This window comes from Bradyrhizobium sp. SSBR45G (genome assembly GCF_030159255.1).
GTDB lineage: Bacteria > Pseudomonadota > Alphaproteobacteria > Rhizobiales > Xanthobacteraceae > Bradyrhizobium.
In genome coordinates this window covers 35,015-49,767 of record NZ_BSCT01000007.1, presented here as the reverse complement: position 1 = coordinate 49,767, position 14,753 = coordinate 35,015, and the positions used below count along the sequence as shown (strand labels likewise).

Sequence of the window (14,753 nt, the reverse complement as noted above, 5' to 3'; positions counted from 1 at the left end):
CAGCTCATCAAAACACTGCTGGTTGAATACAGGGCTATTCAGTTGTCCGCAAGCTGTCGGGCGGCCGCGCCTGGACCTGTGGAGGCGGACGCGATGGAGAACAGCACCGACGAAACCGAGGTGATGATCCCGGTTCGTTCAATGTTGTGGCTCTTGTCAATGAACCGGGCTGCAGCTAGCCTCAGCTGGCTTTTTCACGAGTGGTGGTCGACCCGGAGGCATACCGCAGATCGTGGCCGCGCAACGACGAGGCGGTCGTCGATGCGAGCCGTTCCGAGCAGAGGGGGGGATGGCGAGGGCATCGTGAAGTTGGCCTGCGGCCCTGCGGTCCACTGACAAGAGTTCAGCCCTGTCTTCGGCCCGCCGCCGGCCATCGGGATGGTCGATGAGGTCCGGAACAAGCGACGTCCGGGAAAACGTGTGAATATCCTCGAATTTGTCGGCAGCCGGCGTCTTTCGCGCGACGTCGTTTGGACGTACGCGGCTTTTCTGTCGAAGTTGTTCTGGAGCGACCCGAGCCGATGAACTTTGCCCAGCCGAACCTTGCCTTTGATGAGGCTCGCGCGACGCCGCTCGGCTATCGCAAGGATATCGACGGCCTGCGCGCGGTCGCCGTGCTGCCCGTCCTGCTCTATCATGCGTTTCCGGCCACCGTCCCCGGCGGCTTCTACGGGGTCGACATCTTCTTCGTCATCTCCGGCTACCTGATCACCGGCATCATCCACAAGCAGATGCTGTCGAGCACGTTCAGCATCGCGGATTTCTATGCCCGCCGGATTCGCCGCATTTTTCCAGCTCTGATCACGGTGGTGCTGGTCACGTTCCTGATCGCATGGTTCGTGTTGCCGCCGCGCGAGTTGAAGTCGCTTGGCACCAACATCGCCGGCGGCGCCGTCTTCATCCAGAACTTCATCCTGCTCGGCCAGGTCGGCTATTTCGACCTTGCCGCCGACAAGAAGCCGCTGTTGCACCTGTGGTCGCTGGCGATCGAGGAGCAGTACTACGTGGTCTGGCCGCTGCTTCTGATGCTGATCGGTGTGTGGCGGCGGCGAAGCCTTGCGATCACGTTGGCGTTGGCCGCGGCATCGTTCGCCGCCTGCATCGTCGTGCAGTCGCGCGCGCCGGATTATGCGTTCTATCTTCCGGTCACCCGCGCCTGGGAACTGCTGGCCGGCTCGGCGCTGGCATTATGGGTCAGCGGCCGCGCTGCCAGCCGTGCGCCGGGGCTGGCGGCATATTACGGTCGCGAGATCGTCGCGGTGGTTGCGCTGCTGGCGATCCTGGCGGCGTTCTGGCTCTACGATCGCAAGCTGCCCCACCCGGGCGTCCTGACGGTGGTTCCAGTACTGGCGGCGGCGACGCTGATCGGGACGAGCGGCACGCTGGTCCATCGCCATGTACTCGGCGCGAGCCCCGCCGTCTTCGTCGGCCTGATCAGTTATCCGCTCTATCTCTGGCACTACCCGCTGATGGCCTATGCCCGCATCCAGTTCGTCGATGCAGTGCCGGCGTGGGTCATGATCGCGATCATCGCGGCCAGCCTGGTGCTGGCCTGGGCGACCTACCGCTTCATCGAGCGGCCGATCCGTTTCGGCCGGCGGCTGGTGCCGCTCAAGGTCGGTGGGCTGCTCGGCGGCATGGTTGCGTTGGGCATCGTCGGCGTGGTCGCCGACCGCACCAATGGCCTGCCGTCGCGCATTCCCGCCGAGCTTCGCGGCTTCATGCTCGACGGCAGCGAGACCGCGCGCTTCTGGCGGGCGGACAAGTGCCTGCTGAAGCCGGATCAAAGCGCGTCCGAGTTTTCGACGGAATGCGCGGGAACCGGCCGCCATCCCCTCATCCTCGTGTGGGGTGATTCCTATGCGGCCTCGCTCTATCCGGGACTTGCCCATTTTGGCGCCGAGCGCGGCTTCGAGGTCGCCGAGTTCACGGCCTCCGCCTGCCCGCCGCTGCTCGGTTTCGTCCATCCGGATCGGCGGTTCTGCAAGGGCGCGAACGACTTCGTCATCCAGAAGGTGGCGGAGCTCAAGCCGGATCTGGTGCTGTTCTATTCGACCTGGAGCTACAGCCCGGACGCCCTCCGCGACGGACTCGATAAAACGGTGTCGGCGCTGAAGGAGCTCAATGTCCCGCGGATCGTCCTGCTTGGACCGCCGGCGACGTGGCTCGGCGACAGCCTGCCGGCCAACATCCTCGATTATTATTTCCGGACGCACGCCGTGCTGCCGGCGCGCACCAAGTTCCGCTCGAACGACAATTGGACGCGGGCGCTGGACGAGTTCCTGGAGGCGCAGGCGCAGCGCGTCGGCATCCAATACATCTCGGCGCGCCGGATGATGTGCAACGACGATGGCTGTCTCGCGCGGATCGGCGCGGATGGAGCCGACCTGACGGCCTATGACTCGGGCCATCTGACCCATCCAGGGTCGATCCTCATCGCCAGGCAGACGCTGGAAGCGTTGCCTGGCTTCGACAAATAAGCGTGTCGTCCGAGCGCCCGGACCCGCCATGGATTATCCGATGGAGCTGACCGGTCGCGCCGGCAAGGAGGCGAAGGCTGGGAGTCTCGGCCGCGACGGACGCCGCTATCTCGGCGGGCTGCTCGGACTGACCGCGGCGCTGCTGGGCGGCCTCGGTGTCTGGCTGGCGGCGCAGGGCGGCGACCATTTCAGCGCGATCAGCAGGCCGGAGGACCGGGCGTGGTATCGTAATTTCGGCGGCGACAGCGTCACCGAGATCCAGGACCAGGATCTGTTCTATCATCACATCGGCCGCTCGATCGACTATGCGCGCCAGGCCGATATCATCATCCTCGGGTCATCCCTGGTGTCGTTCGCGGTCGATCAGGCCATCATGCGCGAGCGCCTCGAACAGCGCTACGGGCTGAAATTCTACAACATGGCGTTCGTCGGCGTCGCCAGCGGCGAGTTCGTGCGACAGATCGCGCTCAAGCATCACATCCGCCCGCGGCTGTGGATCGTGAATGCCGACGACGGCGGAGGCGGCGGCAACTTCTTCCACCGCAACCTGACGCGCGCCTTCGGCGCCGACGTCCGCCCGATCCCGAGCATCAGGCTCAGCCGTTTCGGCGCCGCCTATGAGGTCATCCGGCGCAATCTTCGCTGGCGCTTCGAGGACGCGACGAGGGGCTGGCGCCAGGCGCTCGCCGGTCCGCGCGCGGCACCGCTGCCGCGCTTCGATCGCGACGATCGAACGGGCGCGGCCGACATGAGCACCTTTCCGCGCTTTCTCGCCGACGGCAATCCGACCGTGAAGATGACGCGCGATCCGGATTGCCACACCACGCCGGATGTCGTCGCCAATGCGCGCGACATCGTGCAGTCGCTGGGGGCGCCGGTGGTCCTGACCTTGGTGCCCAATTTCCACGGCTGCCTGACCCAGCTGCGCGAGATCGCAGCGGCCATCGGCGTCGAGACGGCGCTGCCAGCGCGCACCGACTATTCGAGCTGGGACGGCGGCGGCCATCTCGACGGCAGGGGGGCTGCCGATTTCACCCGCGATCTCATCACGGCGCTGGAGCGCACGCGGGCATTTCAGGAGCTGGGCGAGCATGGCGATCGTCGGCACCCTTGAGCCGCGCGCCGCGAGCCGCGGCGACGCGCAGCCGGCCGGCGCGGCGCCGGGGCTTGCCTATCGTCCCGAGATCGACGGGCTGCGGGCGATTGCCGTGATCGCGGTGCTGATCTTTCATGCCTTTCCGCAGCTGCTGCCCGGCGGCTTTGCCGGCGTCGACGTGTTCTTCGTGATCTCCGGCTATCTGATCACCGGCATCATCGATCGCCAGTGCGCGGACGAGAGCTTCAGCTTCGCGACCTTCTACGCCCGTCGCATCCTGCGGATCTTTCCGTCGCTCATCCCTGTGGTGCTGGCGACGTTCCTGATCGCCTGGTTCGTGTTTCCGGTGGCCGAAATGGAGGCGCTCGGATCCAACATCAAGGGCGCCGCGGCGTTCATCGAGAACTTCATGCTGCACGAGCAGATCGTGGGCTACTTCGATCCGGGGGCGGAACGTCTGCCGCTGCTGCATTTGTGGTCGCTCGGCATCGAGGAGCAGTACTACATCATCTGGCCTGCGGCGTTCGTGCTGATCGCAAGGTGGCCGGCGCAGAAGATGGCGATCGTGGCCGCGCTCGGGCTCGGCTCGCTGCTGCTCTGCCTCGCCATCCCGGCGAGGGAGGCGGCCTGGGCGTTCTATTCGCCGACCACGCGCGGCTGGGAGCTGCTGGCCGGCTCGCTGCTGGCGATCTGGCTGCGCCGGGGGGCCGCGCGGCCGATCGGTCCAGCCGCGGCCAACCTGCTCGCGGCACTCGGCGTGGCCGGGCTGGGCTTTGCGTTCGCAGGCTTCAGCAGCAGTTCACCCTGGCCCGGCCTGCGCACCCTGGTCCCGGTGCTGGCGGCTATGGCGCTGATCGCGACCCGCGGCACGTTGGCGCAGCGGGCCTTGGCGCAGCCTGCGCTGGTCGCCGTCGGGCTGATCAGCTACCCGCTCTATCTCTGGCATTTTCCGCTGATCGCCTTCACCAAGCTGCAGGTCGGCGGCCCACCTCCTGCATGGGTCCTGCTGGCGGTGCTCGCCCTCAGCGCCGTGCTGGCCTGGCTCACCTATCGCTTCATCGAACGTCCGATCCGGTTCGGAACCGTCCCGCTCGGATGGCGGGTCGGGCCGCTGCTGGCGGGGATGGCGGCGCTGATCCCGCTCGGCGTCGCGGCAACGAGCACGCATGGCCTGCCGATCCGGTCCGCGCCGGAGATCCGGGGCTTCATGCTCTCGGGCACGGAGACCACGTCGCACTGGCGACGCGGCCGCTGTCTGCTGCTGTTGCAGCCTGCGTCGGAGTTCGGGGCCGACTGTGCCGGGCAGGGCGGCCGTCCGCTGCTGCTGATCTGGGGTGATTCCTACGGCGCAGCGCTCACTCCGGGACTGCTGCACTTCTCGAAGCAGCGCGGCTATGACGTCGCGCAATACACCGCCTCGGCCTGTCCGCCGCTGATCGGCTACACGCTGGAGGCCCGGCCGTTCTGCAAGAGCATCAATGACGATGTCGTGCTGCGGATCGGCCGTCTCCGGCCGGATGTCGTCATCCTCGATGCGACCTGGGGCCATGCCGAGGCGGTGTTGCGCGAGGATCTGCCGCGCACGGTCGCGCAGCTCAGGGCCAACGGCATTGCCAGGATCGTGCTGATGGGCCCGCCGCCGAGCTGGCAGGGCGCCGGCCTGTCGCGCAACGTGCTCGACTACTACCGCGAGACCGGAACGGTGCTGCCGGAGCGGACCTTGTTCCGCTCCAATGACGAATGGACGCGCGGCCGCGACGCCCTGTTTCGCGAGCTCACCCGTGAGCTCGGCATCGACTACATCTCGGTGCGCGACGTGTTCTGCAACGACCAGGGCTGTCTCAGCCGGATCGGGCCCGGCGGCGCGCAGCTGACGGCGTTCGATCCCGGGCACCTCACGGTGCCCGGTGCCATCTTCCTGGTGGATCACACGCTCGACGAGCTGCTAGGTCCAGCCCGGCAGCCGTCGCGGTGAGCGAGATCAGAGCGGATCGGCCGGAATGCCGCGGTAGGAATGGATGATGAAGCGGGTGCCGCCGACCGAGTAGTCGCCGCCATTCGAGGCCTCGATCGCGAACATCTCGACCAGCTCCTTCCAGGCCTGCCGTTCGCCGGTGGTGGGAATCGCACGATTGGCGTTCCAGTCGTCGAAGCAGAGGATTGCGCCGGTCGAGATCATGCCGCGCTCGAACAACGGGACCAGCGCATCCATCGTCGACTGGTAGAGATCGCCGTCGAAATGGATCATCGCAAAGCGCGTCTCGGGCGGCAGTGTCTTCACCGTGTCCGCGAACCATCCCTCGTACAGCTGGAAGCGGTGCGGCGGAATGATCTTCCCGATCAGGGCGCGCAGCTGCGGCGCAGCCAGCACCTTGCAGCCGCCCTTGGCCCACGCGCCGGAAATGACGTGGGGTGCGACCTGGTCGACCGGCGAGGTGATCTCGGGCAGGCCTTCGAAGCTGTCGAACAGGCGCAGGATGCGGAACGGGTTTTCGCCGGACGCGCTCTTGCCGAGCGGTTGCCGCTGCAGGTCGAACACCATCGAGGTGGCGATGGCGCGGGCGCTGAAGCCGCCCATCGTGCCGAATTCCGCGATGTCGCCGTTCACATGCGCGCTGTTGATGTACTGGACGCACAAAGTGAGCGTCTTGGCGATCTCCTGCGCCGGCAGGATCAGGATGTCGGCATAGCTGTAATAGGCTCCGGGCGAGGGAAGCTGCCGTGCGCTGTATTTCTCCAGCGCGATGTCCTGGATGATGCGGCCGTCATCGGCATCGTCGACGGACGGTGCTGCAATTGCCAAGGCCAGAGTGCTGCCTTGAGTGCTGCCTCCGGTGTTGGCGCTGCTGCTGCTGCCGCTGCTGGGACCATAGGGCCAGGGCAGCGGCGGCTCGAACATGATCGCGCGCTTGACCGAGCGCATCCAGTACAGCACGTCCGGCGGCAGCGAGGTGGCGAGCGCATTCTTCAGCGGGTCCAGCATTCAAATTCTCCAACGCGGCAAGGATCGATCACCGCAAATCGATGGTGAGGGATGGCGCAGGACGCAAGCGGGCCGGCATGCGTCAGTACAGGCTGGCGGAGCGGCGTCCTGCGGCGAGCGCGTCCTCTGCGTCGGCGGGCCGCTCCTTCGGCAGCTTGACGAAGAACGGATCGGCCGGCCAGTGGTTCATGCCGACGACCATGATCGTCATCTCCTCGTCGGGCATGCGCGGCATGAACACCAGATCGATGGCCGAGCGCGTCTTGTGGGTCGGCGGGCTGCCGCGGTGCGGAAGGCGCGTCGCGTCGAACACCAGCAGGTCGCCGGTCTTGCCGAGGACGGTATGTTCGCGATGATTGGCGTCGCGATACTGGAACGGACCGGTCTGCGCGTCGACGTCGCAGAGATAGAGCACGCCGCGGATCACGCCGGCGGGACAGCCGTCGCTGTGCCATTCCTGCGGACCGACGCCTGCCGTCAGATGCGGCTTCGAGCGCACCAGCCGGACATTGGCGACCTTGGCCGGGCAGCCGAGCACGCCGCGGAAGAACGCGTCGAAATCGCCGCCGCTGAACAGCGCGTGCAGATAGTCGATGAGCGCCGGCGAGGGCAGCCCGGTCGCCAGATCCTTTGTGTAGGGGGCGACGCTGTTGCCGGCCCAGTCCCACGCCGAATGCCGGTTACTGACGTCGCGGTCGAACTGCTCGGTCTCCCGGAACATGGCGGCCTTTTCCGGATTCGTGCTGATCACCGTGACGCCGTTCTGCTGGAACGCGACGATCTTGTCGGCCAGCTGGCTCGGCGACTTCTGCGGATCGAATCTCGGCGCATGCGCCGTGCACATCGCCGGCGGCGCGTTCGCCGCCGGCAGCAGCGACAGGTTCCGCGGCTTGGCGTCGCCGTTCGGGCTTGCGGCGAGCCGTCCCGCTGTGTCGTCGGGACTGGACTGCCGGGCCAGCCGGTCCAGCGTGTCGGCCCGCACCAGGCGGTAGCCGAGCGTGTTGAGCGCCTGGTTGACGCCGCCCTTGAGGCGCTGCTTGGCGGTGCTGATCAAGGATGTGACGGCCATGATGTCCTCATGCTGCGTTCGGCTTGGCGGGCTGGAACGGGTCCAGGCCGCACGCCATCCGATAATAGAGCTCGTAACGGGGATGATTGGCGACGAGACCGCGGCTGTCGATCGCGTGATCGATCAGGGTCTCGAGCAGGAGGCGGGCGCCCTTGGGCGGCAGATGCACTCCGTCGAAATCGAATTCGGGACGCAGCAGATCGCCCTCCGTCAGGTCGGACCAGCGGTCGATCATGAACAGGTTCACCGAACGCACCTTCTGCGCCAGCTTCCAGTTGAAGGCCTGAACCAGCTTGGTGCGGACGGACACCGGGCAGTCGTAGTTCTGCAGCTCGCGGATCCGCGCTTCCTGCCGGGTCGGCGGAACCACGCTCTGGACGTAGACGCGCTTGAAGCCGGCCTTGACCAACTGGTCGAGCCCGGCGATGAACGGCCCGAGCCGCGCCTCGATCGCCTCGTCGATCAGGTCCCAGGGCACCAGCGGCTTGTCGAGCAGAGGCAGCGTGGTCGCGAACGGCGGCACGAAATCGTGGCTGTCCTTCAGGAGCTGCAGGATCGGCCCGCGCACGTCGATCTCGCCGATGGTGATCATGATCAACGGCGGCCGCACGGCCTGCCCGGCGGCCTTGGCGATGGCGAAGTCGACATCGTCCATCGACAGATGCGTCGCGCGGCCGTTGCGGACCAGCCCCTCATATTCGAGGAAGGCGATGAAGTCGGGATGAAACTCCCCGGTGTCGGGATTGTAGAACTCCCGCGCCGTGGCGCCCGGAATGTATTTGGTGCGGGCCATCACCCAGGCGCCGGTCCATCGCTCCCGGAACACCATGTTCCGATAAGGTAGCGAATGGCTGTCGCCGACGATGTAGACCGGCAGAACCGTTTCGAGCTCGGTGTCCACGCTGATACGCCCTCTCACTTCCCAGGCTGGCTCTTGGCCGCCCCTCGTCGTCAATTGGACCGGCTGGCCGCCAGCGCACGGTAGAACTCGTCCTCATCGCAGACGATCTGCGCCGCGGGCGCCGGAGCCGCCGGCCGGTGTCCGTCGCCGTCACCGTCGGATCGCGTCGCCGCGCCGGCGCCGTCAGCGGTGAAATGCGCGAAGAACAGGGTCATCGCGCGCGCCACGCCCTCGGCCGTGACCGAGCGGGCATCATCGGCGAAATACGCCCCGGCATTCTTCGCATTGGTGATGATCTCGTAGGACCCGAAATAGTGCACATTGTCGTAGCGCCGGACCATCTCCTCGGCGGCGACGCGCAGCACGCTCTTGGAATAGGTCGTCGCCTGCATCACGTGGCGCGGCTCCATGGTGGCGGCGAGCGGCACCGGCGAGACCGTCAGGATGATCTGCAGCCGCGGATTGGCCGCCGACATCAGGTTGATCGCCTCGGCCAGATAGCCGGTGGTCTCGGTGACCGACAGATTGTGAAACGCGTATCTGGCATCGTCGAAGTCGCCGGCGCTGCCGCAGCCGGGACAGGTCGGGTAGACCGTGCCGTCGAGCTTCGAGACCCAGCTCTCGGTGAGACCGAGCGTGAAGATGAAGATATCCGTGGTTTCGATGAGCTGCCGGACGGCCCGCAGATGCCGCTTCAGATCGGCCTCCGCCTCGATCATCGAGACGTAGCCTTTCGGCGTGATGCGCGGACGCAAGAGGTCGAACACCCGCCCGTCGCGGTCGGTCCAGAATTGATCCGCCGGCTGGAAGCCGCCGAACGCCCGCTGGATCAGCTGCAACAGCTGCAGGGTGCTGTAGATGTTGCCGTAGCGGGCGGAGAACAGGCCGAAGCCGAAGCGTTCCTCCTGATCGGGCGTGAGATGCGCCGGCGCCGGCTCGGTGACGTAGTAATTGTAGCCGCGCGCCTTCAGGGCGCGCGAGATGTGCTGCGCGAAACAGCTCCCCGCCGAGGCGATGCGCTGATCGGGGCCGAAACGGAGCCGCGCGGGCAGATGCGGATCGAGATCGGCCGTGCTGCGCTCGGCGACGGCCTGGCGCCAGAAGCTGCTCGCAGGCAGCGTGGTGTAAGGACAGCTCATGCATTCACCTTCTGGCCGATCGAGGCCGCAAGAGGCCTCGGCGATCGCGCGCGCGTCCTCACGACCGTGGCTTCATGCCGCGGTAGGAATGGATGATGAACTTGGTGCCCTGGATCGAATAGTCGCCGGAGTGGCTGGCGACGATGTTGAAGCGGCTGACGAGGTCGGCCCAGGCCTTGCGCTCGCCGGCCTCGGGATCGGCCTCGTTGCAGTTCCAGTCGTCGAAGCAGATCACGGCGCCCTTCGAGATGAAGCCGCGCTCGAAGCAGGGGACCAGCGCATCCATGGTGGATGAATAGAGGTCGCCGTCGAAATGGATCAGCGCCAGCCGCGTGTCGTCCGGCAGCAGCTTGACCGTGTCGGCGAACCAGCCCTCGTAAATCTGGACCCGGCTCGGCGGAATGATGGCCTCCACCATGGTCCGCAGCTCGGCGGCGCTCAGAATCCGGCAGCCGCCCTTCGACCAGGTGCCGGATTTCACGTGCTGCGATTCGAGGTCGACTTGCGCGGTGATCTCCGGCAGGCCTTCGAAGCTGTCGAACAGGCGCAGCTTGCGCAGCGGCTGGTTCGGCTGATAGCGCGGGTCGAACACCATCGCGTTGGCCAGGGTGCGCGCGGTGAAGCCGCCCATGGTGCCGAACTCGGCGATGTCGCCTTTGACGTCGGCGCTGTTGATGTACATCACGCTCAGGGTCAGCGTGCGCGCGATCTCCTTGGCCGGCAGGATCAGCACGTCGTCGACGTCGAAGAACAGATAGGGCGCGCTGATCTTGTGGGCGTCGAGACGCTCGAGGGCCTCGGTCTGCCGCGTCCGCGGCTCGGGCAGTTCCGTCGCTGTCTCGGCAACGGGAGCAGGCGCAGGGGTCGGTTCGGGTTCGGCGGCGGGCGCTGACGCTGCCACCTGCGGCCGCTCCGGGGGCGGCTGTCCCATCAGGGCGCGCTTGATCGAGCGCAGCTTGAACAAGGTCTGGGGTGGCAGGCCTTCGGCGATCGCCACCTTCAACGACTTCGTCATGACAGCCCGGCTCCCAGCGCTCGTGTTCTTGGCAGGCAGTTTATAGATACATTTTGCAAAGATCGCAAAAGCGGCATGCGGGCTCTTCACTCGTTTTGCGTGGGGGCCGCAGAGATGGGACGCAGCGCGCGTGCTTGTGCCGGTTCAGGGTGCGCGTCAACGACGAATTGGCTCGCATCTTCAGGTGCATCACCCCTGTCCAGTCCCGCGCCGAAAAATATTCTTCTTTCGTTTTACCAGAAAATATGGTTGTCTACGCGCAACCCGCCTCGTGCAGAGGGACGTACGCGTCGTCACGATACGTGGAGGTGGGCTGCGATGGACGTGACGGCTGTGCCAGACGAGCGCAGTCCGGCGCGGACGGCGAAGTCGTGTGGTCCTGGCCTCTCGACGCTGAGGTCAAGTTCGCAGGCGTTGCTTGACGGCGCGCGCGGGCGATGGGGGCAAAACAGCCCGATCCCCAGGGAGAGCACGAAGGACACCGTTAAAACCGTCGCGCGGGGAAGGCCGGGATGTCCCAGCCGAACCTGTGGTACCTGCCGCCTGCATTTTTTTCTGCAGGCGGGCCATGGGGGCGGCAGGCTCCCGGCCTTCCTCGCGCCCTCTCGATCGAGAGGGCGATGGTCAACTCATCACTCGGACGCCAATGCGTCGCGAGAGCGCCTGTTGGCGCTCTCTTGTCACGCTCATTCGAAGAAGATGAACTCGTGGTCGCCGGTGTAGCCGGAGCGCTTGAACTCGAAGGCCCATTCCTCGGGAGTGTGGAAGATGCGGCAGGTCAGCTGCCAGTACATCAAATTCACCTTCTCGCGCTCATTGCGATAGCCCTCGACGCAGAGGTACTTGGCGCCGCGGCTGACGCGCTCCATCTCGCGCAAAGCGGCATCGAGATCGTAGTTGTAGAGGTTGTGCAGCGTGTTGATCGAGATGACGAGATCGAAATGCTTGTCCGGGTAGGGCAGTTTGGCCGCATTGCCGACCTGGCAGAACGGCTTCACGCTCTCCATCGTGTGCTCGACGCCGTAGGCGGAGACGTCGATGCCGGCGACCTCGAGATCCGGGATGGCCTCGCGGAAATCGTGCAGGATGAAACCCTTGCCGGAGCCGACGTCGAGCACGCGCATGCCCGGCTTGATGCCGTAGGTCTCGATCATCGCGTCGGCGACCTTGCGCCAGCGGCCGTCATATTTGTAGCCGCCATAGCCGGTCTCGCGGCTGCCGTCCCAATAGTCGTAGTCGAACTTGATCGCCATCTCGGCGACATCGGCCTTGTCGCGCTGGGTGACGCGCGCGAGATAGTCGCGCTTGGTCGATTTGTGGACGAGACTGACGAACTCGCGATAGGCCATGAAGATCTCCAGGCGTGGGATTGTCGGTTAGTCGGATGTGGCGCCGATCAGGCCGAGCTGCGCCTCGGCCTTGGCGAGCTGCGCGGCGCAGCGCTGCGCCCAGGCGCCGGTGTCGGCGAAGGCGCGGCGTGTGGCGCCGAGCGGCAGGAAGTCGTTCAGGATGATGCAGGTCCATTTGACCTGGTAGGCGTCGATCAAGAGCCGGCAGCGCGTCACGCTGGCCGCGTCGAACCCGAGCCCCTCGGTCAGCCGCTCGATGAAGTGCTCGTGCACCGCCAGCGGCACCGGCACCTCCGGCTGGCAGAAGAAGTCCGACACCAGCTTGGCCGGATCGTCGCGGCCGGCATATTCGAAATCGAGGAAGGTGAGCCTATCAGCGTCGTCGATCAGCGCGTTGTGGAAGCCGAAATCGGACGGCGACAGGCAGACCTGATCGGCGGGGATGGCGGCATCCAGGACAAGACCTTCGGCCGCGGCGCCGCGCAGAATGGTCGCCTTCACCTCGGCCCAGGCCGGCTGCAACTGCGTCGCCACGAATTGCCGGGCCTCGGCGACATGCGGCACGTCGGCATCGAGCGTCGCCAACCGCGCCACCCGGCGCTCGACGGTGGCGATGTGCTCGGCAAGCGAGAAGCAGGCTTCCGATCCGGGCGCCAATTCGGCGCGGGGCTGGGCGTTCACCGCCAGCACGAAGTCGATCGCGGCCTCGACATGAACCGGCGCCAGCTCGGCCGCCGTGAGCTTGCGGCCCTCGACGAAACCATAGAGCCCGGCCTGCTCGGCGCGGTCGCAGGCCAAGGGCTCCGGCACGACGTGGACGCCGCGCGACCACGCGTGGCTGACAAAACTCCATTCGGCACCGAGCCGGTCGCGAGTGTCGCGGGCGTCGGTGAAGTAGCGCTTGAGGACCAGCGGGCCGTCGGCGGTATCGAGGCGGAAGACCTGATTGTTGCGGCCGCCGGCGAGCCGGGTCAGAGCCGTCGGGTTGGCCTTGCCGGCCTGCGCGGCCAGGCGCTGCGCCAGTGGCAGCAGGGCGGCGTCCGCGCTGGCCTCAGCCGCGGTCACGGACAACATCCGCCGCGATCTCTGCCCAGGACATCAGGCGCTCGTAGGGCACGGGCTTGGCCGCGAACTGGTTCTCCGGATCGAACAGCACCTTGCGCATGCCCTCGGGGAATCCGGCCATGGCCAGGATCTCCGGCAGGTCGTCGACGAACAGTTCGCAATTCAGTGCATTCGCGCGGGCGACCTTCTCGTCCTTGGTCAGCTCGAAGAACACCCTATCCGGCGCGATCTGGCTGGCCGCCGAACCCATCAGCCCGCGGTCGGTCAGGAAGCCGCGCGCCGCGGCATGCATGTCGTGCTTGGGCCCGAGAATGGGGTGCCTGGTCTTATGGCTGACGATGAACAGGTCATGGCCGGCCGCGCGGGCCGCAGTGACGAACTCGGCGAACCCAGGGTAGGGCGACACCAGGTCCATGCGGGCGCCATAGACATAGCCCTGCAGCTCGGTGAAGTCGTCCTTGCGGCCCGAGCCGTTGAGATGGTCGCGGACGCTGTTCTTGTCGCGGCCGAGGTCGACCGGGATCAGGCCGCGCTCGAGCGCGGCCGCATGAAACACGCCGTCATAGCAGGCGATCGTGTTGTCGAAGTCGATCCCGATCCGCATGGCCTGGACTTAACGCAAGGACATGTCGATCAGCGGACGGCCGACCTTGCCGGCGGCGAGATCCTGCAGCGCCTGATCAGCCTGGGCGAGGCTGTAGGGCTTCGACAGGAGGTCCCGCACCGGGAAGCGGCCGGAGCTCAGCAGCCGCCCGTAGCGCCCGTAATCGCGATCCGGCACGCTGTCGCCGCCCCAGGTGCCGAGCAGGCTCTTGCCCTGGTTGAAGACGCCCGGATTCAGCGTGAGCGCTGCGCCGTGTTTGGCGTTGCCGATGACGACCGCGCGGCCGCCCTGCTGGCGCGTGGAGTTGATCGCCTGTTCCATCACGGCGGGAATGCCGGAGGATTCGACCGCGAGATCAACGCCCTGCGGCACGATCTTCTTGATCTCGGCCAGCACGTCGCCGGATGCATCGATGACGTGGGTCGCGCCATAGATTTTTGCCAGCGCGCGCCGGGTCGGGTTGGGATCGATGCCGATCACCGGCATGGCGCCGGCGAGTGCCGCTGCCATCAGCGCGTTGAGGCCGATGCCGCCGGTGCCGAACACGGCGACCGCGTCGCCCGGCTGCACCTTCAGCACGTTGTAGACCGCGCCCATGCCGGTCGGCGCGGCGCAGCCGAGCAGCACCGCGACGTCCATCGGCAGGTCTGGCGGCAGCAGGGTCAGGCGGTTCTCGCTGACCACCGCGTGGCGCTGGAAGGTGGTCACGCCGCCGGCGTTGACCTTCTTGCCGTCCCAATCATAGACGGCGCCGCCGGCCTCGATGCCGCTGCCCTTGATCCAGGACAGCACGACCTTGTCGCCGACCTTGACCTTGGTGACGGCGCTGCCGGCCTCGATGACCGTTCCGGTGCCTTCGTGGCCGAGGCAATGCGGGACCCATTTGTCCTCGCCCTTGTCGCCGCGCCACTCCATCACCTGGGTGCCGCAGGCGCCGGAATAGGCGATCTCGACCAGGACCTGCCCCGGCTTCAAGGCGGGGGTCTCGATCTCGGCCAGGACGAGTGGCTGGCCGGTCTGGACCAGGAGGGCAGCTTGGGTCTTCATGTGAT

The 14,753-nt window shown here is 66.5% G+C and carries 12 protein-coding genes; 3 read left to right on the top strand and 9 right to left on the bottom strand.

Going from position 1 to position 14,753, the window contains the following annotated elements; all coding sequences use genetic code 11:
- The first annotated feature begins 521 nt into the window (after positions 1 to 521).
- From QQL87_RS11350 to QQL87_RS11340, 3 genes are read left to right on the top strand one after another with little or no spacing between them, the layout of a single operon-like run.
- Entirely contained in the window at positions 522 to 2,480 is a 1,959-nt protein-coding gene (locus QQL87_RS11350) for an acyltransferase family protein (RefSeq protein ID WP_284418121.1), read from the top strand.
- A 28-nt stretch (positions 2,481 to 2,508) separates the two neighbouring features.
- Complete coding sequence (locus QQL87_RS11345; protein ID WP_284418122.1) at positions 2,509 to 3,594, top strand: hypothetical protein; 1,086 nt, start codon at positions 2,509 to 2,511, stop codon at positions 3,592 to 3,594.
- A complete protein-coding gene (locus QQL87_RS11340) occupies positions 3,572 to 5,551 on the top strand; it encodes an acyltransferase family protein (protein ID WP_284418123.1) in 1,980 nt (659 codons plus the stop codon). The genes QQL87_RS11345 and QQL87_RS11340 overlap by 23 nt, the downstream gene beginning before the upstream one ends.
- A gap of 6 nt (positions 5,552 to 5,557) precedes the next feature.
- Here the strand turns inward: QQL87_RS11340 and QQL87_RS11335 are convergent, their stop codons facing one another.
- From QQL87_RS11335 to QQL87_RS11295, 9 genes are all read right to left on the bottom strand, one after another.
- A complete protein-coding gene (locus QQL87_RS11335; protein ID WP_284418124.1) occupies positions 5,558 to 6,559 on the bottom strand; it encodes a TylF/MycF/NovP-related O-methyltransferase in 1,002 nt (333 codons plus the stop codon).
- An 82-nt stretch (positions 6,560 to 6,641) separates the two neighbouring features.
- Positions 6,642 to 7,628: a phytanoyl-CoA dioxygenase family protein gene (locus QQL87_RS11330; protein ID WP_284418125.1), complete on the bottom strand. Its 987-nt coding sequence runs from the start codon at positions 7,626 to 7,628 to the stop codon at positions 6,642 to 6,644.
- Between the two features lie 7 nt (positions 7,629 to 7,635).
- Positions 7,636 to 8,529 (bottom strand): SGNH/GDSL hydrolase family protein, encoded by an 894-nt coding sequence (locus QQL87_RS11325; protein WP_284418127.1) that lies wholly within the window; start codon positions 8,527 to 8,529, stop codon positions 7,636 to 7,638.
- 50 nt (positions 8,530 to 8,579) lie between these two features.
- Complete coding sequence (locus QQL87_RS11320; RefSeq protein WP_284418128.1) at positions 8,580 to 9,668, bottom strand: GSCFA domain-containing protein; 1,089 nt, start codon at positions 9,666 to 9,668, stop codon at positions 8,580 to 8,582.
- Between the two features lie 58 nt (positions 9,669 to 9,726).
- Positions 9,727 to 10,683, bottom strand: coding sequence for a TylF/MycF/NovP-related O-methyltransferase (locus QQL87_RS11315; protein ID WP_284418129.1), 957 nt, complete (start codon positions 10,681 to 10,683; stop codon positions 9,727 to 9,729).
- A 686-nt stretch (positions 10,684 to 11,369) separates the two neighbouring features.
- A complete protein-coding gene (locus QQL87_RS11310) occupies positions 11,370 to 12,032 on the bottom strand; it encodes a class I SAM-dependent methyltransferase (RefSeq protein ID WP_284418130.1) in 663 nt (220 codons plus the stop codon).
- Between the two features lie 27 nt (positions 12,033 to 12,059).
- On the bottom strand, positions 12,060 to 13,106 hold the full coding sequence (locus QQL87_RS11305; RefSeq protein WP_284424109.1) for a phosphotransferase: 1,047 nt from the start codon (positions 13,104 to 13,106) through the stop codon (positions 12,060 to 12,062).
- Entirely contained in the window at positions 13,084 to 13,701 is a 618-nt protein-coding gene (locus tag QQL87_RS11300) for an HAD family hydrolase (RefSeq protein WP_284418132.1), read from the bottom strand. The genes QQL87_RS11305 and QQL87_RS11300 overlap by 23 nt, the downstream gene beginning before the upstream one ends.
- A gap of 9 nt (positions 13,702 to 13,710) precedes the next feature.
- Positions 13,711 to 14,748, bottom strand: a complete 1,038-nt coding sequence (locus QQL87_RS11295; protein WP_284418133.1) for a zinc-binding dehydrogenase — start codon at positions 14,746 to 14,748, stop codon at positions 13,711 to 13,713.
- Positions 14,749 to 14,753: the final 5 nt, after the last annotated feature.

Bases quoted from the DNA above. Each gene is read 5' to 3' on its own strand.
- QQL87_RS11335 (WP_284418124.1), bottom strand. From the start codon at position 6,559: ATGCTGGACCCGCTGAAGAATGCGCTCGCCACCTCGCTGCCGCCGGAC.
- QQL87_RS11300 (WP_284418132.1), bottom strand. From the start codon at position 13,701: ATGCGGATCGGGATCGACTTCGACAACACGATCGCCTGCTATGACGGC.
- QQL87_RS11345 (WP_284418122.1), top strand. From the start codon at position 2,509: ATGGATTATCCGATGGAGCTGACCGGTCGCGCCGGCAAGGAGGCGAAG.
- QQL87_RS11340 (WP_284418123.1), top strand. From the start codon at position 3,572: ATGGCGATCGTCGGCACCCTTGAGCCGCGCGCCGCGAGCCGCGGCGAC.
- QQL87_RS11310 (WP_284418130.1), bottom strand. From the start codon at position 12,032: ATGGCCTATCGCGAGTTCGTCAGTCTCGTCCACAAATCGACCAAGCGC.
- QQL87_RS11295 (WP_284418133.1), bottom strand. From the start codon at position 14,748: ATGAAGACCCAAGCTGCCCTCCTGGTCCAGACCGGCCAGCCACTCGTC.
- QQL87_RS11305 (WP_284424109.1), bottom strand. From the start codon at position 13,106: ATGTTGTCCGTGACCGCGGCTGAGGCCAGCGCGGACGCCGCCCTGCTG.
- QQL87_RS11315 (WP_284418129.1), bottom strand. From the start codon at position 10,683: ATGACGAAGTCGTTGAAGGTGGCGATCGCCGAAGGCCTGCCACCCCAG.
- QQL87_RS11320 (WP_284418128.1), bottom strand. From the start codon at position 9,668: ATGAGCTGTCCTTACACCACGCTGCCTGCGAGCAGCTTCTGGCGCCAG.
- QQL87_RS11350 (WP_284418121.1), top strand. From the start codon at position 522: ATGAACTTTGCCCAGCCGAACCTTGCCTTTGATGAGGCTCGCGCGACG.
- QQL87_RS11330 (WP_284418125.1), bottom strand. From the start codon at position 7,628: ATGGCCGTCACATCCTTGATCAGCACCGCCAAGCAGCGCCTCAAGGGC.